Origin of the sequence: Streptomyces sp. NPDC056835 (assembly GCF_042789485.1) — a bacterium.
Taxonomy (GTDB): Bacteria; Actinomycetota; Actinomycetes; order Streptomycetales; family Streptomycetaceae; genus Streptomyces.
On the sequence record NZ_JBHUBB010000027.1, the window covers coordinates 43,211 to 66,978 of the forward strand.

Sequence of the window (23,768 nt, forward strand, 5' to 3'; positions counted from 1 at the left end):
GCGCGCGTTCAGAGGTTGAGGGCGTTCAGGACGCGTTCCAGGACGAGGACGCCCCCGAGGCCGAGGACGGCGAGCACGGTCGTATAGGAGGTACGTACCTTGATCGCCTCCATGACCGACAGGTTGAAGTACTCCTTGAACATCCAGAAGCCCGGGTCGTTGACGTGTGAGAAGGCGATCGAGCCGCAGGAGACGGCGAGCACCATGATCTCGGGAGCGACCCCGCTGCCCGCGACCAGCGGCAGTACGACGCCGGACGCCGTGACGACGGCGACCGTAGCCGAGCCCAGGGCCACCCTGAGGATCACGGCGACGAGCCAGGCGAGGATGATCGGCGAGATGGACCAGCCCTCGGTCACGTCCTTGATGTAGTCCGATATCCCGCCGTCGACGAGAACCTGCTTGAAGGCACCGCCGGCCCCGATCACCAGCAAGATCATCGCCATCGCCTGCGCCGCGCCGCGGCAGGAGGCGCCGACCTCCTCCAGGCTCCGGCCGATCCGGGGTCCGAAGGCCCAGATCGCGACGAGCAGCGTCAGCAGCAGCGCGACCGGCGCCGAACCGACGAACTCGACCACATGCACGACCGGGGTCTTCGCCGAGGTGACCATGTCGGTCACGGCGGCCCCGGCGATCAGCACCACGGGCAGCAGCGCGACCGCCAGCGACCAGGCCGTGCCCGGCATCTCCTCGTCCTCGAAGACGCGTTCGCTCACCAGGCCCTTGGGTACGGAGGGGTTCATCGCCCGGACGAAGGGCAGCCTCGGCCACACCAGCGCGATGAGCACGCCGACGGGGACCGCGATGAACAGGCCGTAGAACAGGGTCAGTCCGACCGAGGCGTGGAAGGTCGAGGCCACCGCCGTCGGGCCGGGATGCGGGGGCAGGAAGCTGTGCATCGTGGACAGAGCGATGGACATCGGCAGTCCGACCCACAGCAGGTTCGACCGGGTGACCCGCACGAGGGTGAAGGCGACGGGCACGATGATGACGAAGGCGACCTCGTAGAACATCGTGACGCCGATGAGCATGGCCGTCAGCACCATGGCCACCTGCACCCCGCGCGGACCGCAGACGGCGAGCAGCTTGGAGGCTATGCGCTGAGCGGCACCGGAGTCCCCCATCACCCGGCCGACCATGGCACCGAGCCCGATGGTGAGCATGGTGTCGCCGATCTGCCCACCGATGCCCTCCGAGAGGACATCCGGGATCTCCGCCACGGGGATCCCCCGCACCAGGGCGACGCAGACAGCCACGAGGAGGAGGGCGGCGAAGCCGTTCAGTCTGAGCTTCGTCATGAGGAAGAGAAGGGCCAATACGCTGATGCCGACGACGACAAGTGGCATGAATCAGTTCCCCTTTGAACTGTGCTGTCAGCTGTGTGCCCGCCGGCGGGCAGTGCCGCCGCCGGGTCGGCGCTCACGACGTCCGCTGTCTCCCACGCCCCCGCTTGTCCACTCCCACGGATGAGGTCTTCATACAAAGACGGCGTCTACGTATAGAGACGGAGACTAGATATGCAGACGCGAGTGGGTCAATGGGTATGCACCGACGGATTGACCAACGGCCCCTGTCGCGAAGCGGGGGCGCACGAAGCGAAGTCGGCGGTCCGGCCCGGTTCAGACCGGTTCGGACCGGTTCGGACCAGGTCGGACTGGTTCCCGCTGCCTGCTGTGCCGTACCCGTACCCGTACCGCGTACGTGGGGACGCGCCTCAGCGGGCCCCGCGTCCCAGGTCCGCCAGCAAGTCGTCCAGCACCGCTTCCTCCTCGACCCGAACACCGCACTCGGCGAGAGCGACGGCCAGGTCCGGATCCCACGGCGTCGCGGCGGGCGGGCCCGTCAAGTCCGGGGCCTCGGCCACTCCGGTCACCGCTTCCCGGTAGTGGGCGGCGGTGTAGCGCCACGGCCGCCAAGGGACGCCGCGCCGCAGCGCCGTGGCGATGCGTACCCCGCCCCAGTCGAAGTCGCCGTGGAGAAGAAGGCCCGCCCCCCGCGCGGACAGGTCGCGCAGCAGCGTGATGGCGGCGGCCGACGGCTGCCCTTGGAGGCACACCAGCGGCGGACACTTCGGGCCGAAGGCGTCGGCGGCGGCGGACAGCACGGCCGGGTTCTCACATACGTGGACGGTTCCCGTGGCCGGGACGGCGGCGACCGGTGTGCGACGGGTGAGAGACCGGAGCGTCAGTACGGCGGGCTCACCCGCGTCGGCCATCCAGTCGAGGGATGGAGTACCGCGCAGGTTGAGGGTGAGGACGGTCGATGACAGGTCGTCCTTGAGCAGACCCGCCGAAGCCCATGCCTCCCGCCGCCACTGGGCACCGGCGCCGTCCGGAAAGCCGGTGAGGGAACGGAGCCCGGACAGGACAAGAGTGGCGAGCGGTGTCCCCTCGTCCAGGGCATGGGCGCCCGAGAGATTCTGTGCCGCGAACGTCGCTCGCGACGTCGGGGGTGACGCGGGCAGCGCACGCAGCGCGCGCACGGCGGCCTTCACCAGCGGGCCGGCCGCTTCCGGTGTGCGGGCGAGGCGTCGTACGAGACCGTCTCCGCGGATCCGCTCCGCCCAGTGGGCGAGCTCGGCGTCGAGGGTGCCCAGCGGCGCGTACGCCTCCTCCCAGGCCCGTTCCTCCCTGTTCCGTATCTCCGACCGAGGTGTCACGGGCCCGGTGAGTGCCACCACGGCCGCCCCCAGGCCGTCGGGGCTGACACCGGAGCGCCGGAGGATCGCGTCCACAGTGTCGAGGCGAACGCTCAGGGAGCCACCGGCTCGTGGTGCGCGTCCCAGCAGGCGTTCGGCGGCGTGGCGTTGGGATTCGCCGGGGTCGGACAGTGTGACGGAGCCGGTGAGCGGCCGGCCGCGTTCCATCCGCTGCCGGGCGCGGTCCACGAGCCAGGCAAGGGCGGGGTCACCGAGCAGACGGCCGAGGCGCCGGGCGTCGATGTCGGCCTGGTCCTCCGCCGCGGGATTCACCTCCACAGGGACTCCTGTTCGCCGGTGCCGTCGAGGACGGTGTTACGCCCCGGCTCGCCGAAGGGGCTCGTCGCCCCACCCGCCACCTCGCCGGGCCCGGCGGCACGGGAGTTCACCTTCCACGCGCCCGCCTGTCCACCGGGCTCCGTGCCGCGCCGTCGGTCGCTGCCGTCCCACTCCCACCGCGTCACCAGCACGGCGGCGATGTCGTCCACGCGCGAGAGCTGCGCGATCGCGATTCCCGGTACCTGGGGATAGCAGGCCCATTCCCGTTCGCTGGTCATGACGACGTCGAGGTCGAAGGCGCGCAACAGACCCAGACACTTGGCGCGCGAGTCGTCGTCGACGCCGGCGAACGCCTCGTCAAGGGTGACCAGACGGGGTGCGTGGGCGCCCGCCGCGCTCGCGTAATGGGAGGACGCGGCGGCGAACAGGGGCACGGACGCGGCCAGTACCCGTTCACCGCCCGAGGCGGGCCCGGTGGCCGGTACCCATTTGCCGTGCTGGTGGCGTTCGACGCCGAACTCATGCCAGGTCCGGTAGTCGAGGGCGGCGGTAAGGTCCTCCAGCCAGCTCCCGGCGCTGTCGTCGGCCTGCCGACGGGCGATCTGCTCCTGGAGGAACGCGCCGACCGCGGCCCGGTCCTCGGGTGACCAGGCGTCCGCGGACTGACGCAGTCGTTCACGAGCCTGCGCCAGTCCCCGCGGCGCCCGGCGGGACGCCCGCCACACCAGCCGCAGTGTCATCCCTGTCGAGGTCGGGCGTTCCTCCAGCTCTCTGTTCATCGCGCGTACCTGTCGTTCGGCTGCCCCGATGAGCTCCTGGAGCGTCCCGGCGACCTCGGTGATCAGGTGGGTCTGAAGGATCTCGCGCTCGTGCGCGGACAGGATGCGGGTCAGTTCGGTGACCTCGACTACCAGTGCCTCGGCGAGTTCGGGCACGGCCCGTTCCCGGCCCTGGTAGACGATGTCGACCCGCATCCCGTCCTCACTCGGGCGGGCGGTGGCGGTGTGGCCGTGCCGCGACAGCGCGTCCTGCAGCCTGCCGAACTCCTCGCTCAGCCGTTTCTGTACGCGCTCCCAGGCCGCGTCCGAGTCGTCTACGGAAGCGAGCCGGGACTCGATGGCGCGAGCGAGAGTGACGGCGGGGGTCGCCGCCCATGTCCCTCCGTCGTCGTCCGGTACGGCGATGTCGGGCAGGGCGACGGAGAGCAGCCCTGTCGAGGCGAACCGTTGGAGAGCGGCGATGGCTTCTCCGCGCGCGGCGGTCGCGTCGGTGACGTCCTCGGCCAGCCGCTCGATGCGCCCCTCGGCGCGACTGGCCCGCCGGTCCGCGTCACCGAAGTCCGCCTGGGCCCGCCGCTGTTCGTGCTCGCAGGTACGGGCGGCCGCCGCCGTTTCCGCCAGCAGCCGCTGGAGTTCGGCGACGGCCGCTCCGACGGTGGACCGAAGTGTCCTGAGGTGTTCGTCCGCCGCCGCGCCGACCCGGGCGGTCTCCGTCACGCGCTCCGCGAGTTCGGCCACGCGCAGTTCGGCCCGGCGGGTCTCCGCCCGCTCGCCGGTCACCGCGCGCTGAGCCTCCGCGCGTTCGCGCAGCGCGGGCCACAGCGCGGCCAAGAGGGCGGTGTGGTCGGCGAGCGCCTGACGCACGGCGCCCAGTCCCGCCCTGTCGGTGGGGAGGTTCAGGGCGGCGGCGATCTCGGCGAGTTCGGCCGCCGCACGGTCGGCCCGCTCCGCCACCACGGCCAGTTCCGCGGCCCGCTCGTTCTGCCGGGCCCGGGCCCGGTGGGCCGCTTCGGCCGCGGCGGTGACGCGTGCGTGGGCATGACGCAGGTCGTCCTCGCCCGGTACGGCGGCGAGTTCGGCGTCGAGCACGCCACGGCGCTCGGCCACGGCCAGGGACTCCTGAGCCAGTCGTTCGCGTTGCGCCGCCAATGCGTCCAGTTCGGTGCGCAGTTCGCCGATCCGGGAGCGGCGCGCTTGTTCCCGCGCGCCTTCTCCGACGTACTGGGCGCTGTCCTTGGCCCAGCTCCCGGTGAGCGCACCGACCCGGAAGCGCCCGTCCACGCGGACCCAGGTGTCGTTGCCGCGGGCCTCCCAGGAGGTCTCCTCGGGCCTGTCCTCGTTCATCCCGGCCAGCCCGATCGAGGCGAGCAGTCGCGCGACCGTCGCCTCCCCCACGGTGGCGGCGCCCACGTCCGCGTGGTTGACCGCCGGGCACAGCGCACGGTCGAGGCGCGCTCCGCCGAACGGTCCGACCGGGTCGAGCAGTACGTCGTGGCCGTCCGCCCCGACCGCGGATCCGTCCGGCCGTACCCAGGCGTCGAGGAGCCCCGACGCCTCCAGCGCGGCTTCCAGGCCCGCGCGTTCGGGCTCGGTGACATGCGGGCGGAAGTCGACGAGCCGCCACAGGGGGGCGCCGAGGCCCCGGTCCCGGACATCGGACGTGCGCGTGTGGGGAACCGCCGGGCCGCGCTCACCGCCCGTTTCGAGCGCCGCCAGTTCCTCGGCCGTGAGCCGCTGCCGTTCCGCCCGCACCGCCTCGCGGTGGGCCAGTCCGGCCGCGCGGTCGGCCAGACGGGAGGCGGCGGTGCGATGGGCCGTGGCCGCCGCGGCGCGGGCCGGCAGAGGGCCGGCCAGACCGTTCACCCAGTCCTGCACCGCGTCCAAGACCCCCGGCAGCCCGGGTACCCGCAGTTCCACGCACCCGGAAAGGTGCTCCCGCACGGCTGTGATCAGCGTCCGTCCCGCCCCGGCGACGTTCTCCTCCGCCTCGGCCAGCCTCTCCCCGCTGTGCACGACCTCCTCGTCGGCCTCGTCCGCGCGCAGCCGGGCGGCCCTGTGCTGTTCCTCGGTCCGCTCGGCCCGCGTGGCGAGTTCCTCCACGTGCTCGACGGCGCGCCGCCTGCCCGACGTCGCCTCGTCCGCCTCCCGGCGCAGGACCGCGTCGGGGGCTCCCCGCGTCCGGGGGGCGCCGAGCCGGGCCGCCGCGGCGCTGTCCGCCGCGCGGTCCTGGATGTCTTCCAAGGCCCCCTGGGCCGCTGTGAGCCGGTTGTCCGCGGTGGCCAGCCGTCCCAGGGCCCGCGTGTGGGCTTCGGCCGCCGTCCGCCGGTCCGCCTCGGCCCGTGTCAGTTCTCCGGCCGTGCGGGAGGCGTCGGCCGCCGCCCGGTCGAGTGCGCGGGCGTCGCGCATCTCGGGTCCGGACCGCAGCGCGGCGTCCTGGGCGCTCAACCGCGCGGCCCTCTCGTCCAGCGCCGCGCCCCGCTCCCCGGCCGCCTCCCGGTCCTTCACGGCCTGGTCCCGGTCCGCCTGCGCCCTGACGAGTTCACGCTGAAGGTTCTCGTACCGGGCGTGCTCGCGGCGGGGCAGGCGGGCGCGGCGCCGGGAGGCGAGGCGGGCGTAGCGCCGGTAGTGGTCGAGGAATGCCGTGGACGCCTGCTCGGCCTCGCGGGCCGCCCGCAGTTCCTCCTTCTCCTCGTCCAGCGATCTGAACGCCTCCGCCGCGTCGGCGACGACCGCCTGGTCCATCGGCGGCAGCGCCTCGGTCAGCGCCCGGGACAGGGCGGCTTCGTTGGGGCGCTTGGACAGTTGGGGCTGGCGCAGCTGGATCAGGAGGTCGACCAGCGCGCCGTAGCGTCGCTCCCCGAGCCCGAAGAGAGCTTCGTCGACCGCTCTGCGGTAGGTCTTCGCGGTGTCGTAGACCATTCCGCGGCTGCCGACGGCCTCCGCGAGCCGGTCCCGGGACAGAGCGGTGCCGGTCGCGTCCAGCAGATCGAGGCCGGCGCCGACCCGCTGATCCGTCACCGCGAACCAGTGGCGGGCGATGCCACGTCCGGCGACCGCCTTCAGCCCGCACAGCAGCGTACGGAAATACGCCTCACCCGTGGTCCCGTCGAGCCGTCCGAACTCGATCCAGGTGTAGCCGAGCCGTTCCGGATGCGGGTGCTCGCCGCCCAGGAGCAGGTTCCACTCCATCCGCTTGCCCGGGTCGCCGTCGGGTTCGACACGGCGGGCGGAGAGGTCGCCGTCCAGCAGGAACGGCAGGGTAAGGGCGAGCACTTTGGACTTGCCGGTGCCGTTGTTGCCGCGCAGCAGCAGTCGGCCGTCGCGGAACCAGAACTCCTCGACGTCATAGTGGAACAGATCGACGAGCCCGATACGCAGGGGCCGCCACCGGCCGGGCACGGGGGTGGGCAATGCGGTCACGGCGCTGTTCACCTTTCGTCCTTCATGGTCGTGTCCGGTGTCACGGCCGGGCGGCGGACCGGCCCCGGTTCCCTGACGACGGGCTCGCCGACCGCGTACCGGGCGAGGGCCGGTCGCGGCACGACACCCCGTTCCGTGCGCTCGGCGAGTCCCAGGGCCACCAGCTTCGTCAGCGCCTGCTCCACGAGTTCGGGCTCCGCTCCCGCCTCCCTCGCCGACTTGGACCAGAAACTGCCGTGCTCCACGGCCAGTTCCCTTACCCGGGACGCCAGATCCGCCGGGGCGACGGGCCCGGCCGCCCGGACCAAGTGCCCTGCCAGCAGCAGAGTGATGTGTCCGTGCGTGCCCTGCTCCGGCATGCGTACGTCCGTCAGGTCGTCCAGCGGGTCGACCATGGCAATGCCTTCGGCCCGGACCTCCGCGACCAGCCCGGTCAGTTCGTTGATACGCGCGGTGATGAAGCCGCGCTGCCGGGTGAGGTAGGCCAGTTCGTCGTCGGTCAGGTCGTCGTAGTAGAGCACCGGGTCGTCGAGGAGGCGGCGGGTCAGCTTCCAGCGGATCGCACGGAACCTGAGCTCGTCGCTGTCGAGCGCGGTCTGCGCCGTCATCTCCACCAGGCGTCCTTCGAAGTCCTCGGCCTCGACCGTGGAGGGGCCCCGCAGGGACGCCGGCATCCCTGCCAGCACGCGCCGTCTCACGTCGTACAGCACGTCCCCCGAGCCACTGACGTACGCGTCCTCGTCGCCGGCGACCCGCCGCAGTACGCCGAGTCGCAGCAGCAGGCGGACGACAGCCGCGAGGTCGATGCGCTCGTCGCGCCGCTCCAGGGTGAACGTGATACCGGCGGCGACGAGTTCGGGATCGGCGGCGGCCAGGACGACCTGTTCGGCGAGGCGTCCGAGTGCCACCTGCGACTCGCCCCTTTCCAGCGCGGCCAGGGTCAGACAGAGCAGAACGTAGCGGCGGCGGGTGAAGGGCAGGGCGGTCCGGACGGCCTCGCGCGCGGGGTGCGTGGCGTCGGTGAGGGTGCCGGGTGTCTTGCGCAGCCGTGCGGCGTCGGCGTCCGTACGGAGCGTCCAGCCGGTGTTGCGCTCGAACCACTCCCGCAGTTCGGCGACGTGCCGGCGCACCAGCGGGAACTCGTCGGGGTACGGCCCGTCGGCGGTGAGCAGCGGCTCCTTCAGCAGTGCTCGCGCGGCCCGCCGCAGGTCGGCCTGGCGCTGGCCGTCCAGGACCTCGGCCAGGGGGCCGCTCATCGTTCCTCCGGAAGGTGCGCGGCGGCCCGAGCGGGCGGTAGGGGGCCGCTCTGCCGGGGGACGGACGCGGGCATGGCTGTGGGCATGGCTGTGGGCATGGCTGTGGGCATGGCTGTCGGTGGAGTCGGCTGTCCCCCGGTGGAAGGACCCCCGGCGGGCGCACCGGCCTCGCCACCGCCCTCTTCCCCCGCCGTGAGGTCGGTGATGTCGATCAGATGGTCCGGGCCGCTGAACACCCCGTCTGGGGTGTGCACTTCGGCGGTCGAGCCGTCGTCGAGCGCGGTCAGCCGGATCTCCATCGAACCGTCACCGCCGGCGACCACGGTGGTCGTCATGCCCGGCCGCCAGGTGGCGAGCGCGTCGCCGAGCAGGCGCAGGAACAACTGGAAGGCGAACGGATCGAGTTCTCCCAGCCGGGACAACCTCACCGGCCCGCCCGTCACGAGACGGTCCCGCGCCTCTCTGGCCTCCCCCGCCTGCCGGGCCGCGATCTCAGCGAGCCTGCGCTTCGCCTCGCCCCGGTCGGCCACCCGGCGTGGCTTGCCGCGCCGTTCGTAACTGCCGGTACGGCGCAGCTGGGGACTGATCCGCAGCGGTCGCGCCTCGCCCCACGGGGTCGAGGCCGGCTCCGGCGCGGCCGTCCGCTCGGCGAGGGTGTCGGCGTCGACGGTGAGGTGTCGGGAGGCGTGCAGCCCGAACGCCACCCGCCACAGCCGGTGCCTCGCCACGTCATCCGGCGCCTGGGCGAACCACCGCGCCAGCGTGCGGAAGTCGGCCGAGCGGTCTGATCGCCCGGCCCGCCGCTCGTTCAACTGCCGTACGACGGCGAGAAGCTGCGGGATGGACCCGAGAGCTCGACCACGCAGCAGCCGGGCCTGCGACTCCCGTCCCTCCGCCGACACGAACCACTGGGCGAGCCCGGACCACCGGGCAGCCCACTTCTCGTACGCCACCGCCTCCGCGTGCTCGGCGTCCTCGGGAGCGGCGTCGGCGGCCCCGCGGGCGGCGGCGAGCCGCAGCAGCGGCCCGACCCGCCCCTGATCCTCCAACTCCCCGATCAGCAGGGCGATCCGTCCCCCGAGGGTGATGAGGTCCTGGATGAACCGCTCCAGGTACTGGATCAGCCGGTCCTTGTACGCGAGGAACGCCTCGACCTCGATGTCGTGCAGGTCGATGCTCCGCTGGAGCGACCCCATGAAGGCACGGGCGTTGTCCGCGAGGTCGGTGAAGCGCGCCGTCAGCACGGACAGGGCGATGTACGCCTTCGCCGGGTCGGGCTCGTCCTGCGACGCGATCACGAGCAGCGCCCTCAGCTGCGTGACGATGTCGTGCAGCGCGACCGCTTGAAGTTCGCCGCGCCGCCCCAGCACCTCGTCATACGTCCCCAGCGCCGCCTCGGCCGCCTCACCGGCCCGGGTGAGCTGGTAGATGAACCGTCTGCGGTAGAAGTCTTCGACCGCCGTCACCCGTGCGTGGTCCGGATCGGCACGCAAATTGCCCCAGGTCACAAGGCTGTCCAGCGCCTTCACCACCGCCTCGACGTCAGCGGGCCGGCTCCCCGCGTCCAGCGCGGCGTACACATCCTCCGGCCGCAGATGCACCGCGAACCGCTCCTTGGCGACGAGAAAGGCCCTCATCACCTGCCGGTAGAGAGCGGCGTTGGGGACGGTGAGATGGGTGAAGGGGGCGTAGCCGACGGGGACCGGGGCGGATGGCTCGGGCGGCTGAGCGGGCTCGGAGGTCTGGGATGTCATCGTCGGTCCATTCTTCCGGACCGGTGCCCTCACCTGTGAGGGATGTCCGAATCGAAGACAAGCACAGCGCCGGCGTGTACGTCACCTCGGGAGGTCAGGCCGCCGCGTGTTCGCCCACGCGCGTACCGGCCGCGCCTCTGGTCCCATCGGGTGCCGGAAGGGGCGCAGGGGATCAACTTCGGTCCAGGGGGTGAGCGCCGCCGCCGGGTCGCCGCGTTCGGGGAGCCAGGGGGCGAGCCGCAGCCAAACCTCGCCCGCGTGGGCCGGATCGACCGGTTTGCCCAGCACTTGTCCGGGCGCCATGCATTCCAAACTGCCGGGCCACGGCATTCCGTGATCGGATTCCTCGGCGGGGTGCTGCCAGGACCGGACCTCAGGCCGTGCGCAGGGGGGTGATGTCCTCCTCAGCCGCTCACCGAACCGGTCACGGAAGGCAGGCGAGCCCGTCGAGGGCTGCGTCGATATCCATCTCTCCTACCCTTCTCAGTACGGCTCTGGCCTGCCCCATCGCCTCAGCCGACTCGGTGATCCGTCCAGCGGCGCGGAGCGCCTTCGCGAGCCAGACCAGTGTCCTGGCCTCCCTGCTCCCATAGGTCAGCGACCGGTACAGCACGCGGGCACGCACCAACTCGACGACAGCAGCCTCGGGATCTGCCCGCGCCATCCGGATGCGGCCCAGGCTGAAGTGCGCATGCGCCTGCCCATTGATGTCGCCCGTGCCCGCCAGCAGGGACAGGGACCGCAGACAGTGCTCCACCGCCTCTTCATGGTGTCCCAGGTCGTATCGCGCACTGCCGATGCCGTTCAGCACAGCCCCTTGGCCAAGGGTGTCGTGGAGTTCTTCGAAGGCCGACAGAGCCGCACCGAAGTGCTCCAGCGCCTCCCCGGGTGCACCGCTCTCCCGCAGCAGGACCCCGAGGGCGTGGCGCCCCAGGGCCGCCCCCAGCATGTCTCCGTCGTCGTCGCTGATCCGCACCGCGCTGTTCAGCTCCCGCACGGCATCCGCGACATTCCCCACGGCCCGGTGAGTGCCCGCGAGCATGCGGCGCACCATGGCGACGTCGGCCGGGCCCGACTCCCGTGTCGCCGCGGGGAGAGCACGGGTGAGACCGGCGAGCGCGTCCAGATGGCGATCGGACCGCCATTGGAAGGTCACCAGGGTCATCGACAACAACCATGTGTAGCGGTCGAGTCCGTGCCGCTGGGCCAGTCCGACGGCGGCGGTCAGAGTCGAGTACTCCGCCTCGAACCACTTCATCGCCTCCGCCGCGTCGGCCGGAGCCATGACCCTGAGTGTGCCGGGCCGGTCGATCGGCAACCGACGCCCGGTCTCCAACCGGCGATCGCAGGCCCAGGCATGGTGCAGCAGGAAGTGCAGCACTCGCTTCACCACACGGATCCGCTCGGCTTGGGCCCACTCGCAGGTCAGCGCTTCGGCATGAACCCGGACCAGATCATGCAGGGCGTATCGCTCGAAAGAGGGCTCGGTCACCAGGCTCATCCGCAGAAGCTCGTCGGTCGCTTCACTGACATGGGCCTCGTCCTCGGGGTCGATCGCCCGCAGTGCCGCCCAGCTGATCGTCGGGCCCGGATGGATCGCCAGTCGTCGGAGCAGTCTCGACGCCGGCGCGGAGAGCTGCCGGTGGGACGCGTCGAGCGACAGGCGCACGCTCAGGTCCTCAGAACCCAGATCGAGTGAGCGCAGCCGGGTGCTCTCCACCCGCAGCTCACGGACCATGTCCGACAGTGCCCGCGCGGGACGCCGGGTGATTCTCGCGGCCATGATTCCGAGCGCCAGCGGGAGACCTGAACAGTGTTCCACGATGTCGGCCACGAAGGGAGCGGCTGTGCGCATGCGGTCCTCACCGAGCCGCACTCGAAGGAGTTCGGTGGCGTCCGCCCGGTCCAGTGGTTCGAGAGCGATGAGTTCGGCGTCCTCCCGGATCTCCAGTCCGTGCAAGTGGCGGCGGCCGGTGACGATCGCCGCGCTGGGCCCGGCCGGGGGGAGCAGCGGACGGACGTGCTCCTCGTCCCGCGCGTTGTCCAGAATCAGGAGGACCGCACGGTCCGCGAGCGCCGTGCGGTACGCGGACACCATGCCGTCCAGCGTCGGCGTCGCCGGGCGCACTCCGAGATCGTTCAGAAGCCGGGCGATCACATGCTCGTGGCGCAGCAGCCCTTCGGGGGTGACCCCTCCGAGATCGACGTGAAGGATGCCGTCGGCGAAGTACTGATCGAGCGCCACCGCGACCTCGACGGCGAGCGCGGATTTTCCGACGCCGGGCATTCCCGAAAGGGCGGCCAGCCGGGTCCGCCCCTGGGCTCGACCCAGAAGGACCTCCGCCAGCCGCTCGCGCCGACGTCGGCGCCCCACCAGCTCGACCGGTCCGAGGGGAAGCTGACGGGGCCTCGGAGGGGCCATCGCACGGAGGGAGGTGGTACTCCCCCGATCGTGTTCCTCCGACGTGTCCGCGAGCAGCAGGTGAGCGGTGGGACGGCCGCATTCCCGCTCCCACTCGGCCAGGAGCGGCGGGATCTCGTCCTGCCTGCCGAGCATGCGCAGTGCGCGCACCTTGAGTTCGAGCAACGCCTCACTTGTCGGCCAGTGGGTCATGGCGGAATCGGCCCGGTCGAGTGCGGCCCGCGACTGAGAGCACTCCAGTTCTGCCAGGACACAGGCAATCGTGGTCTCCCGGAGCTCCGTCATCAGTTCATGCCGTTTCCGCTCGAACGCGGCACCCTGCATTCCCTCGAAGGGAATCCCCCGCCACTCGTCGATCGCGTCGCGGAGCGACTTGAGTCGTACCGAGGAGTCACGCGTGGAATCCGCCGCCCGTAGCAATCCACGGAAGCGCAGGTGATCGAGGTCCTGCGACTGGACGTGAATCCGGCAGAACCCCCGCTCATTGCTCTCCGAGCAAATCTCGGGAACGGAAAGCCGAAGCTGGTGAAAGTTCTGCCGAATTCGATTCTGGTTCGAAGGCTCCCCCGGCCACAGATACCGCATGACCTCGGCATGGGACGCGCGATGTCCGGGTGAGACGAGCAGAACGGCCAGCAGTTCAGAGACTTTTCGCGATCTCATGCTGACGGGCCGGTCCCCCCGGAGGACAGTCACCGGACCCAATAAGCGGAACTCCATGATGCCTCGCTCTCTTCCCGTGCGCGGCGGATCCGCGAACATCGGGAGGGAAAGCATGCCATACCTCAACGACGGGTTGTTAACGTTCGCCTAACGCTGATGACTTGGCCGCGACGGAGTCGATCTGTCAGTCTTCGATCACTCCACTCCGACCACTTCGGCGGAACGGGGATTCACTGGGAGACTCATTCGAACGCCTCGACCGATTGTCGAATGCGGGAGGAATCCAACCCGGTGATTGAGCAGCGGAAAACCCAGAAAAAGGAGAAGCTCGTGAATCGAAGCCACATCGAACACCGTGTCAGTCGGCCCACACCGAGGCGCTGCGCCAGGGGGACGGTTTCCTCCCGGCGGCACGATGCCCGTCGGACGCTCAGTACGGCCTCCGCCGCATGGCACGGCCGGGTCTGGAAGCCGGTCCGGCCGGCGGCCGAGCTCGCCCGCGAATCGGCGTTGTTCTCCGAATTCGAGTAGGACCGGGCCACCGGGGCCCGAAACGATGATGCCGGAGCCGGGCGAAGGCGGGGCCTGAGCGGCACCGGCGAGAGGCGGGCCGGGAGAGTTCCCGGCCCGCTTCCGGTGGGGCGAGCGGGGCATGGACCGCCCACCCGGGCGGCAGCCGTACCGGGAGTCCGGTGCCGGAATCAGCGGAGAGGAGGCTCGTCGGGTGCCTCGGGCTCCGCGCCCGGACCGGGTGGGTCGGCGGCATCCGGGTCCGGGCCGACCGGAGGGCTCTCGGCCATCTCGTCCGAAGGCTCAGGCACGGTCTCCCCGTCCGTCGTCTCCGCTCCCGGCTCGCCTGCCGCGACGGTGGGAAGGACATACGCCTGAGCGAGTCCGGCGAGGTGCAGAGGAAGCGGAAGGGAGAGCGCGACAGGATAGTCGGGGGCCATACGCAGTTGGTGCGTCGCGAGGGCGATGGCCTCGGGTTCGTCGGGCACAGGAGGTGACGGCGGCTCGGCGTCCGGCTCCGTATGGCAGCCGAGTACGGCGATCTCGACCAGCGTCGGGTTCCAGGCTCCGGTGCCTGCCTGGGAGGTGAGGTTTCCCGCGGCGTTGACCCGCGCGGCGAGCCTGTCGAGTGCCGGTGAGATCGCGAAGGTTCCGGGGCGCTCCGTGCTGCTGTGGAACACCCGCTCACCGGGGTCGCGGCGTCCGCCGCCACTCGGCCGGACCGCCCAGAACCCCGCCGGCTGACCATGAGCCTTGCCCGGCTCGGCCAAGCCCCACCACTGAGCCGTCTCGCGGCCGGCCCGCCCGCGCACCCGAACGAGGCGGAGCTCGTCGTCGATGCCTCCCGGCGGAGCATGACCGATCCTGATCATGTCCGGTTCGATCTGCCCGTCCTGCAGCCAGGGCCAGTGCGACCTGCTGTTCTGTGCATGGGTGATGAGCACGGTCGGGTGATTGCGGAGCGAGTGCAGCATGCGCTGGAGGAAGCGCGCGGTTTCCCTGCGCTGCTCGGACAGATTGGTCCGCCGCGCCTTCGCGGTGATGCGCGGCGCGTCGTCCGCCGTACCGCCGGAGCCGGGCTCGTCCGGGACGGACGGGTCGATCTCGGCCTTCTTCACCAGCCCGAGCAGGAAATGCGGATAGGGAATCCAGGTGCGGGTGTCATCGTCCCATCCGCGGACGACGCAGAGCCCGCTGCCTTCGGGGAGCGGAGTGACGAGCACGGCGACCGGCAGGTGCCTCGGCAGCCGGGTGGGACCGTCCTTGCGCCGTTTGACCATCCAGAGAGCGGCGTACTGAAGACCGTCCGGCAGGTCACCGCCCAGGGTGTGTTCGGGCAGGACGCGGACACCGAGCTGGCGGAAGCCGTCCAGCCAGGCATGGTGGGCGCGGTGTTGGACGGTATCGGCGTTGGCGATCCGCCGTTCCACGGACGGCGTGACGACGAATTGGGTCAGTACTCCCGCGTCGGCACACCCCAGGCGATTGGCGAACTTGGGATCGGTGTCGGCCTCACGGAAGGTGCTGCGGTGAGCGATCTCCACCAGGGCGAGGCCGGGACGGTTCAGGTCGGCGCCGTCCGCGCGGAGCCAGCCGCTCAGCTCCCGGCGGCGAACGGCCAGTGCGCGGGCCACTCGCTCTCCCTTGCGCCTGACGGCGGGGTCGAGGACGAGCCGGTCCCCGAGCCCGTCGGTGAGCGGCAGGCAGCGCAACTGCACCACGAGCTCCGGGGTCCGCCATTCGAGCACTGCGGGCTGACCGGGACGGGCGTCATCGAAAACCTGTTCCGGCAGGGCGTGTGCCCCGCCGTCGCCGTCGAGGCCCAGTGTCCTGGCGAACTCCCGCACCGCGTGACGGCGCAGTTCCGCGGTCCGCCAGAGCAGCCGGACCGTCACGTACGCCTGCCCGGCGGCCGGCTCGAACGTGAGCCCCGTGCGGTCGGCGAGGACCGCGAGTGCGCGGCTTCGGGCCTGTGCGGCGCGCACTTCCTCCGCCTTCTTCGCCGGTTCGCCCACCGGCTTCGGGCGACGATTGGCAGGTGCGCCGATGCCTTTGCCCCGGCCGCGCACCAGATCGGGCAGACGAACCACGCGCGCGGGCAGCGCCGTCTCCGCCCAGGCGGTGAGCTGTGACCTCTGATGGGGCATGAGTCCCGGGCCGACCTCGTGCACGCCCATGTGGTTGCTGTGGACGACGGCAGCCCGGACGCCGGGGCCGTCGCCGATCCAGTGGGCCGGGTCGGCGAGCAGCCGGTCGGGAACCGGGAACCGTCCGACGACGCTGAGCTGGTGCAGGATGCCGGCCGGATCGTTCTCGGCCCAGGTGAAGCCGTCGGAGGCACGGTCGCGCCGCAGCCGGGCCAGGGCGCCGCGTTCGGTCGCGGGCACCCCGGGCAGCCAAGGAATCTTGGGGCGCAGATGGACCGTGGTGGACTGACCGTACGGCAGTGGCAGCCGTCCGGTGTCGGACCTCGTGTGGGTGGCCCAGCGGCGTACGCCCCAGTGCAGATGCAGCCGCGGCCGCGGGTCGAAGGGGACGGTGTGCAGCGAGATGTTGAGGGTGATCGAGAACCACCACTCCTTGCGCTTGATGGTGCGGCACAGGGGTTGTGACATGAGCTCAGCCCCTTGGTCGCGGGGGCCGCGGGGCAGTGCCCGGAAGCGCAGTTCACCGCCTTCGAAGGGATAGGGGTCAAGGCCGCGGATGCCGCGGGCGAGCGCGTCGGTGGCCAGCTGGAACTGCCGGGGCTCCGGTGCGGCCGTCCCGCCTTCGGTGGGGTGTGTGCCGAGGAGGTCCACCCTCGGTACGCTCTCCCAGCTCAACGGGGTGTCCGTCAGCTCATCGCTGCACCGCAGGAGGAGGGCACGCAGCTCCGGGTTGTGCTCGGACCGCCGGGGCACGAGCGTGCGGAGCCAGGCGTTGAGCACTTGACCGCCGGCCCGGCCGGGCAGGGGATCGGGCGCGTCCGCGGGCACGTACATCCAGAAGTCCTCGGGTGGCATGGGCCCCTCGCCGATGGGAGGGCGAGCCCGTGGCCGCACGATCACCTCGGGGGCGAGTGTCTGCAGTGCGGTGTCCAGGCTTCTGGTGGGCAGGACCCGCTGCCACTCGGTCTCTGGACGGCCGTGGTTGTGGAGTGTGAGGAGCGTGCTCTGCCAGCGTTCCGGGAAGCGCAGAGCACGGTAGTCCTCGGTCCACGGGGCCGCGGGGTCCGCGAGGTGGTAGGCGGATCGGCGGATCTCTCGGTACACGGCGATGCTCCATCGAGTGTCTGTGTGGTGGTGGGTCGGTGGCCGTCCGGCACGGGTTCCACCGGGCACGGCACGGGTCAGCGCCTTCCGGGCGGCGAGGTCTCGATCCCGCACAGGGCGTCGTACAGCGGTCGGTAGAGCAGCCTGACCAGGGACGGGTCAGCGGGGTCGGCACAGACTCCGGGGTCCGGGGCGAAGTAGGGGGCCAGCACGTCGCGCAGGCGGACCAGCAGGCCGGGATCGCTCTGCCAGCGCGGGCGGCGCCCCGCGGCCGCGCGGCCGCCCGCCGCGGCGAGCCGGGGGGCGAACGCGGCGTCGACGAAGACGACCCTGGCGGGAACCCCACCGCGGACCAGGCGGCCGATCACCTGCCAGAGAGTGACCAGCTGATCCCATGCGAAGGACTCCTTCTCCGCGTCGGACAGCCTGGAGTACATGTAGGAGCGGGAGAGCAGGCGGCGCCACACCCCGCGCGCGGCTGTGCGGAAGGCGCTGCCCGCTCCGTCCAGATCCGTCCCGTCGCCGACCAGTTCGGCGAAGGTGCCCTCGGCCAGGCCGGGGTGATTGCGGATGAACCGCGTCCCCCAGTCGTTGACGGCGAAGACGGAGAGGAAGAGGTCATCCGGGCGGGGGTGGGGGCGGACGAGAAAGAGCACGGTGCCGAACGCGGCCACCCGCTCCTCTCCGGGGCGCTGGGGAACGGTGAGGATGTTGTGTCCGCGTTCGACCGCGAGCAGGGGCGCGACCAGGATCTGGGCATGGACGTCGTCCGCGAAAGCGGCCAGGTCGCCGCGGCGCACCACGGGCGCCGTCGCGGGCCCCTCGGAGTGTGTCTCCGAGGCGAGGGACGCCTCCAGCGCGGCGTCGTCCGCGGCGAGCACCCGGACGCGGTCCCGCCAGCCGGACATCTCCGCGAGCGTCGCGGCCACCACCGCGGCCTCCCGGTAGCTGCCCACGAGCAGGAGGGCTCGTCTGCGGCGCAGGTCGGGAATCTGTGCCAGTTCGCGTTGGAGGGGGCTGGGAGTACGGTCCCGGTTGGATCGCGCCAGCTTCGACACGAGCAGGCGCAGGACGTCCTCGCGTTTCTCCAGGTTCTCCCCGGAGACGCGGATGGGCTGTCCGGCGTCGTTGTACATGAACTCGGTGCGGAAGACGGTGTCGCCGATCGAGCGCAGTGCCTCCGGCTGCGGTTTGAGCACGGCCCGGACGGGCGCGACCACATGGGCCCGGGTGGAGGTTCCCGCCCAGCTCGTCCCGGACATGAGCAGGACGTTCGGGCCGTTCGTTCCCCGGTCGGAATCGGCGCCCAGCCCGGGCAGCGAGAGAAGAAGCTCGCGGCCCACCCCCGCGCACCGGAAGAAGCGGAGGGTGCCCGTGCGCCGTCCTTCCTGGCCGTCACGCTCGTCGAGCAGGAACTGGAAGCCGAGGACATTGCCCATGGGAGACTCGGGCAGCAGGGGCGCGTAGTCCAGGGGCGGGCGTCTGGTCAGCTCGTGTTCGCCGGGGTCGAGCCGCAGGGCGGCCTCGACCTGAGGCCACAGAAAGGTCACCCGGTCGAGCCGCTGGTGCAGGGCCGAGAGCACCAGAGTGAACTCCATTCTTTCCGCGTTGAGTTCGAGCCACTCCTCGCTGAATTCGGATGCGTGCTGTGGTGCCTCGCCGGGAAGCGGCGGTCGTTCGCGGGGCTTCGGCGCGCCGTCGAGCAGAGTGTCGAGCAGAGCTCGCACGCGCTCGCGCGTCCGCTTCCCCTGGAGTGTGTGCAGGATGTCGTGAGCCAACCTCGCCAGATCGTCGGCGGGGGTGCCGTACGGCCCGCGATCACCGAGGGGGTCGTCGCGGAAGACGTCGAAGACCTTGGTGAGCCGGTCCCGTCGAGCGGCCCAGGGGGTGTCCTCCGAGGCGGGGGGCGTCTCGGGCAGACGGTCCAGGGCCTCCTCGTCGTCGTAGAGTTCGGTCTCGTCCGCCGTGTCGTCGTCGGCGGCGGCCCGGCGCGGCGGCGGGTACCAGGCGTTGAGCAGGCGTTCCTGAAGGGTCCAGGGGCTGAAGTAGTCGATCTGTGCCCATTTCCGCAGTGTCGGGACGCCGAGGAGCATGGCGTAGAGCCGATCCGCGGCGGAGCCAACGACATCGAGGGCGGACGACCAGCGTTCGACGTCCTGGTCCGAGAGTTGCAGTCGTCCCTGTCTGGAGAGTTCGGCGATCTCGTGGGTCTGGAGCCGGTCGAGCCAGGATTCCGGGCCGGTGGTGACCAGAGTGGCCGTGGGCGCGAACATCTGGTCGAGTTGCGTCTGGACGCGGTCGGCCTCGTCCACGACGACGATGTCGCTGCGCAGACAGGCGAGTTCCAGATAGCGCAGGCGCTCGGCGTTGAGCTGGCGCGGTACAGCCGTCTGGACCAGGCTCGCGGGGTTGGCGACCCAGATGAGCGCGTCCACGAGATCACGGGAGGAGGAGTGCCGGGGGCAGGCGCTCCACAGCGGGCAGGCATGCGGGTTCCCGAGGGTCTCCATCTCCTCGGTGTCGCCGGACTCAGGGACGGCGGAGCCACCGGCACCGCCGTCCGGACGCGCGCCCCGGGCGCTCCGGAGCTCCCGGGTGACGCGCGCGGAGTGCGACCGTGCGTCCTCCTCCTGGTCCGTCTCGTCGGCACCCCGCTCCACCGGATGCAGCGCGCCACAGGGCGCGTCGGCGAAGCGGAGCGGTTCGACGGTCTCCAGAGCCCGCAGCGCGTCGAGCGGACAGGCCGTGCTCAGGTGGGCGAAGGTCCGATCGGTGTGGTCGAGCAGCGAGCGTTCCCCGCGCGCGGCGAGCCGCCGGTGCAGGCGCTGGGTGTGCTTGGGCCGGGTGGTGCTTCCCTGGACGAGTGCTGCCCGCAGCCCCAGCCCCTGGAGTTGCTGGGTAAGACTGAGCTGCTCGGCGACGTCGCCGACCACCAGGGTGGTGCGCAGACTCCGCCGGTGCGCCCAGACCGCGAGAAGGGTCATGAGGGTCGACTTCCCGGCTCCGACCATGCCCACGAGGTGCGTCAGCCCGTCCAGGGTGAGGGTCCTCGCCCGCTCGAAGTCCGTTCCGTCCGCCGTGCGGACATCGAGTTCGAGGCGGGACAGCCGCTCACGCCACTGGCTGGGCGGCCTCCCGAGGCGTTGTTCCTCCGCGTCCATCCACTCCGCGGTGTCGTCCAGTTCGGCGAGGGGGATCTCGACGAGGCCGCCGGGGCCGGGGCGGGGGGACGCGAGGTCGTGTCCCGGCGCGGGATCGAGCACGAATTCCGGAGGAACGGTGACGGAGGAGTACCGGCGCCGCTCCTTGAAGCGGTGGGTTCCCTCCCCGGCGTACGGAAGTGGTTTCGTCGCGAAGTCCGGGACCCGTCCGAGCGCGTTGTCGTAGACCTCGAAGCGGTGAGCGGCCACCGGATGCGCGACCCGGCGCGCGGGTCCGCCATCGGCCGGGACACGGTATCCGCGCAGCTCTTCGGGGAGTTGCCGATAGCTCTCCAGGCTCTGTTGCCACAGGCGTCGCCGCCGCATGGGCCACAGGAGATGGCGGGCCGCCGTCAGGGCGAGCTGGTCGTCGGGCGATCTCACCAGTCCGGCGGCGGAGGCGAAGGGGTAGCCGCCGAGGAGGACCCAGACCCCGTCCGCCGCCCGCCCGGGCCCCAGCGTCTCCAGCAGCCGCAGGCCCAGTTCGACCTGGCACAGCAGGGCGGGTTTGATGCCGCGGTACTCCGCGGGCCAGGGTTTCAGGTCCTTGGCCAGCCGCTGGTACCAGCCGCTGCGGTCACGCATGATCGGCTCCCTTCCCCATGGGGGTCTCCGGTGCGATGCGCGCACCCGGGCCGCGCTCGCCGCGCAGGCGCTTCCGGGCGGCCTCGACCACCTGCTCGTCGCTGAGCAGGCGCAGCCCGGCAGCGTGCGCGGGGCGTTCCCGGGCGAAGGTCTCCAGGTAGTCGCCTCGCTCGCGGACCCGGAAGTGCGGCACGGCCCAGCACGCCTCGTCGTACGGCGGCTCGGGCCGTACGACGGTGGCGTCCCGGCCCAGAAACCCGGGGTGGGTCCAGTCCTTCACGTCGATCGCCCAGATGTGACCGTCGGGAAAGGCGACCCTCAGGTCGTACGCGTCGAAGCCGGGCCACATCTCGACGGCGAGACCGAGACCGCGCAGTTTCCCCTCCAGCTCCACCTCGGCGTGTCCGGGACCGGTGACGAACTGCCGGAGCGGGTGCCGGAGCTGCCGGAGTTCCCCCACCTCGTCGGCGGGCAGCCGTCGGCCGAGGGGTGGGGGACCCAGATGCCGGCAGCGGTCGCGTTCACACCACCAGCCGTCCCCGACCAGGGGGGTGAGCAGGGTGAGACAGCGTGCGCAGGCGACAGCGGCACCGTCCCTGCCGTGGCCCGCCGGGACGGGTGCGTAGATCTCGTCGATGAGGAACTGAACCGGGTCGAGGTAGAGGTCCGTGCTGATGCCCGGCCACTCCGCCTCGGTCAGGACGGGCCGGGTGACCAGCAGCCGGCGGAAGGCCGTGTACGACTGGGGCGAGTTCGCCGCGCGGCAGGCGCTCATGGCCTCGTGGATCACCAGTCGGACGTACTGGCGGCCGGTGCTGTTCCCGACCCCTTTGACCTCCAGCTCGCCGCAGAGCTGCGTCGGTTTCCCGGAGTCAGGGTCGATGAGCCGGTTGTTCTTGTTGAAGAGGCCCAGAGGCAGAGCGTCGAGGGGCCAGCGCCTCAAGGGGCGGGTCCGGCACCAGTGGATCATCTCCGGTACCCCCGCGGGGGGCCGCGCCCCGCCACGCAGGCAGGCGAGGACCAGCCCGTCCAGGGCGCGCTGCGCTTCGGGGGGATAGGGAAGGGTGAAGGAGTCCAATTGGACGACCTCGTCCAACCGCACGACGGCCGTGGCGACGTCACGGAGGAGGACCACGTCCGGGTTCTCCAGCCAGTCCGGAATCGTCCCGGCATAGCCGCTCACGCGGCGTCCTCCGGTCCCGGCGTGACATCGCGGATGTCGCCCGGCGGAGGGTCCGCGGTGTGCGCGGTGCCGGGCTCGCACCAGGTGCGCACCTGGCAGGTGTGGCAGTGGCGGCCTGTGCGGGGTTCGTACGAGGTGTCCCGGAGCAGGGGCTCGGCGAGATCCGCGATCACCTCACGGGCCTCGGCCACCGTGGCGGGGCGGCTGGGGTCGATGGCTTCGAGGCGACTCTCCCCCGTGCCCTCCCGCAGGTGCTCCAGCTCGACACGGCCACGGCGCGGCCCGTCGCCCAGGGCCCCCTTGTCGAACAGCAGAACCGCCAGGGCCAGTTGCGGATAGGAGCTCAGCAGCGGGCGGCCTTCCCACAGGGGTGCGGCGGAGGTCTTGGTCTCCCGCCAGATCCACCGGCCCCGACGGGTGTGGAGCAGGTCCGGCACGGCGAGGACGACGACGTCCAGCTCGGGGACGTACGCGGTGACCCGATGCTGTGTCAGCACCTTCTCCCCCGGGGCCAGTCCGTCCAGCGGACAGAGCGCGCGGTGTTCGTCCAGCATCCGCAGGGCGCTTCGGGCCAGCGGTTCCTCCAGCGGATGCGCGGGGGGCAGCATGCTCTCGTGCGCTGGGGGGAGTTCCCGGCAGCTGCGCGGGAGACGCTGTGCGTGCCGCGCGTTCAGCACGGCGTCCACCACGCGCCCACGGCGTGCTCCGGAGTTCTCGGGGGTGAGGTCGTTGAGACGCAGGTGGCGCACGAGGTGGTACTGGGCGGGGCAGTCGCCGTGGAGTCGCAGGTCCCAGGCTGAGATGGAGCGACGCGCGGCGCGGGGCGGTACGGGGGCACGGAGCGGCCCCCACAGTTCCGGAGTGCGCGGCGGTTGGGCGCAGTGGCCGATGACCTTGCAGCCGACACAGCCGGCCCCGGGGCGTACGCCGGTGCCGGTGGCGGCGGCGATGAAGGCGGGCGCGGCGTCACGCCTGAACAGATCGCGCACGGTGTCCGGCCCCCAGTCGAGCAGCGGGGCGACGCTGCCGTCCGCGCAGCCGAAGTCGAAGACCCGCACCCGCTCCGGCGGCGTGGGGTTCACCAGGGAGGTCGCGGGCGGGTGGGTGAGGCGGGCGCGCCGCCGGGCGGGCAGGCCCTGTGCGACGACATGGGCGATCGCGGCCTTCTCCGCCGCCGGGCGGTCGGTCTTCGCGCGGCCGAAGGACGGGATCCACAGATCCCTTACCGTGCCGTCGGCCGAGGCGTACTGACGGCCCCAGGTCTTGTGCTCGTACTGCCGCGCGCCCCTGTCGTCGGGGTGCTCCCGCAGCGCGGTGCGCACGGTCCAGTCCAGTTGTACGGGGGCGGTGGGGGGTAGTCCGGCGGCCAGCGCCGCCTGCTGTTCCCGGGTGCGGGCGGCGACATACCGCTCGAACGCATGAATGGTCCACGCTATGAGGGAGGGGTGCGCGGGCGCCTTGCGCCCACGGAATGCGCCACGAGTCTGGCGCAATTCCTCGACTACGCGCCGGGGGTGTCGGTGCCTGTGCTCCCATAGGTCCAGCGCGGCGAAGAGGGGGCCGGCGCCGAAGTCCTCCAGGAGTGTGGGCTGTTCACCCGTGGGGGATGCGGGCGGCGTGCCGGGGGTGTCCGGGAGCTGCGCGCTGAGCAGCGGCCGGACCGCGGTGCGCAGATGGGACGGGCAGACGTCGGAATCGGAACGGGCATGGGTGGAACTGACCTTGACCAGCCAGCTCTCGCCGATGGTTCCGAGTGGATTTTCCATGT

General features: G+C 71.6%; 11 protein-coding genes. All 11 read right to left on the reverse strand.

Going from position 1 to position 23,768, the window contains the following annotated elements:
- Positions 1–8 precede the first annotated feature (8 nt).
- A complete protein-coding gene (locus tag ACFRMN_RS27535) occupies positions 9–1,346 on the reverse strand; it encodes a gluconate:H+ symporter (RefSeq protein WP_383024019.1) in 1,338 nt (445 codons plus the stop codon).
- A gap of 368 nt (positions 1,347–1,714) precedes the next feature.
- A complete protein-coding gene (locus ACFRMN_RS27540) occupies positions 1,715–2,977 on the reverse strand; it encodes a TIGR02679 family protein (protein ID WP_383024021.1) in 1,263 nt (420 codons plus the stop codon).
- The gene (locus ACFRMN_RS27545) at positions 2,968–7,176 is read right to left on the reverse strand and encodes a TIGR02680 family protein (RefSeq protein WP_383024024.1); all 4,209 of its coding nucleotides are present in this window, start codon (positions 7,174–7,176) and stop codon (positions 2,968–2,970) included. Before ACFRMN_RS27545 ends, ACFRMN_RS27540 begins: the two co-directional genes overlap by 10 nt.
- Before the next feature lie 8 nt (positions 7,177–7,184).
- The gene (locus tag ACFRMN_RS27550) at positions 7,185–8,432 is read right to left on the reverse strand and encodes a TIGR02678 family protein (protein ID WP_383024026.1); all 1,248 of its coding nucleotides are present in this window, start codon (positions 8,430–8,432) and stop codon (positions 7,185–7,187) included.
- The gene (locus ACFRMN_RS27555) at positions 8,429–10,186 is read right to left on the reverse strand and encodes a TIGR02677 family protein (RefSeq protein WP_383024029.1); all 1,758 of its coding nucleotides are present in this window, start codon (positions 10,184–10,186) and stop codon (positions 8,429–8,431) included. The genes ACFRMN_RS27550 and ACFRMN_RS27555 overlap by 4 nt, the downstream gene beginning before the upstream one ends.
- A gap of 81 nt (positions 10,187–10,267) precedes the next feature.
- On the reverse strand, positions 10,268–10,489 hold the full coding sequence (locus ACFRMN_RS27560; protein WP_383024032.1) for a hypothetical protein: 222 nt from the start codon (positions 10,487–10,489) through the stop codon (positions 10,268–10,270).
- Between the two features lie 121 nt (positions 10,490–10,610).
- Positions 10,611–13,385: a tetratricopeptide repeat protein gene (locus ACFRMN_RS27565; RefSeq protein ID WP_383024036.1), complete on the reverse strand. Its 2,775-nt coding sequence runs from the start codon at positions 13,383–13,385 to the stop codon at positions 10,611–10,613.
- Between the two features lie 587 nt (positions 13,386–13,972).
- Positions 13,973–17,032, reverse strand: coding sequence for a pPIWI_RE module domain-containing protein (locus ACFRMN_RS27570; protein ID WP_383024038.1), 3,060 nt, complete (start codon positions 17,030–17,032; stop codon positions 13,973–13,975).
- A gap of 77 nt (positions 17,033–17,109) precedes the next feature.
- A complete protein-coding gene (locus tag ACFRMN_RS27575) occupies positions 17,110–20,817 on the reverse strand; it encodes a hypothetical protein (RefSeq protein WP_383024041.1) in 3,708 nt (1,235 codons plus the stop codon).
- The gene (locus ACFRMN_RS27580) at positions 20,810–22,000 is read right to left on the reverse strand and encodes a hypothetical protein (protein WP_383024044.1); all 1,191 of its coding nucleotides are present in this window, start codon (positions 21,998–22,000) and stop codon (positions 20,810–20,812) included. The genes ACFRMN_RS27575 and ACFRMN_RS27580 overlap by 8 nt, the downstream gene beginning before the upstream one ends.
- Positions 21,997–23,766 carry a PD-(D/E)XK nuclease family protein gene (locus ACFRMN_RS27585; protein WP_383024046.1) on the reverse strand — a complete coding sequence of 590 codons (1,770 nt, stop codon included), beginning with the start codon at positions 23,764–23,766 and terminating at the stop codon, positions 21,997–21,999. Before ACFRMN_RS27585 ends, ACFRMN_RS27580 begins: the two co-directional genes overlap by 4 nt.
- Between the last annotated feature and the right edge of the window lie 2 nt (positions 23,767–23,768).

Excerpts from the sequence above, each read along its gene's own strand:
- ACFRMN_RS27535 (WP_383024019.1), bottom strand. The coding sequence starts at position 1,346 with ATGCCACTTGTCGTCGTCGGCATCAGCGTATTGGCCCTTCTCTTCCTC.
- ACFRMN_RS27550 (WP_383024026.1), bottom strand. The coding sequence starts at position 8,432 with ATGAGCGGCCCCCTGGCCGAGGTCCTGGACGGCCAGCGCCAGGCCGAC.
- ACFRMN_RS27555 (WP_383024029.1), bottom strand. The coding sequence starts at position 10,186 with ATGACATCCCAGACCTCCGAGCCCGCTCAGCCGCCCGAGCCATCCGCC.
- ACFRMN_RS27560 (WP_383024032.1), bottom strand. The coding sequence starts at position 10,489 with ATGGCGCCCGGACAAGTGCTGGGCAAACCGGTCGATCCGGCCCACGCG.
- ACFRMN_RS27565 (WP_383024036.1), bottom strand. The coding sequence starts at position 13,385 with ATGCTTTCCCTCCCGATGTTCGCGGATCCGCCGCGCACGGGAAGAGAG.
- ACFRMN_RS27575 (WP_383024041.1), bottom strand. The coding sequence starts at position 20,817 with ATGCGTGACCGCAGCGGCTGGTACCAGCGGCTGGCCAAGGACCTGAAA.
- ACFRMN_RS27585 (WP_383024046.1), bottom strand. The coding sequence starts at position 23,766 with ATGGAAAATCCACTCGGAACCATCGGCGAGAGCTGGCTGGTCAAGGTC.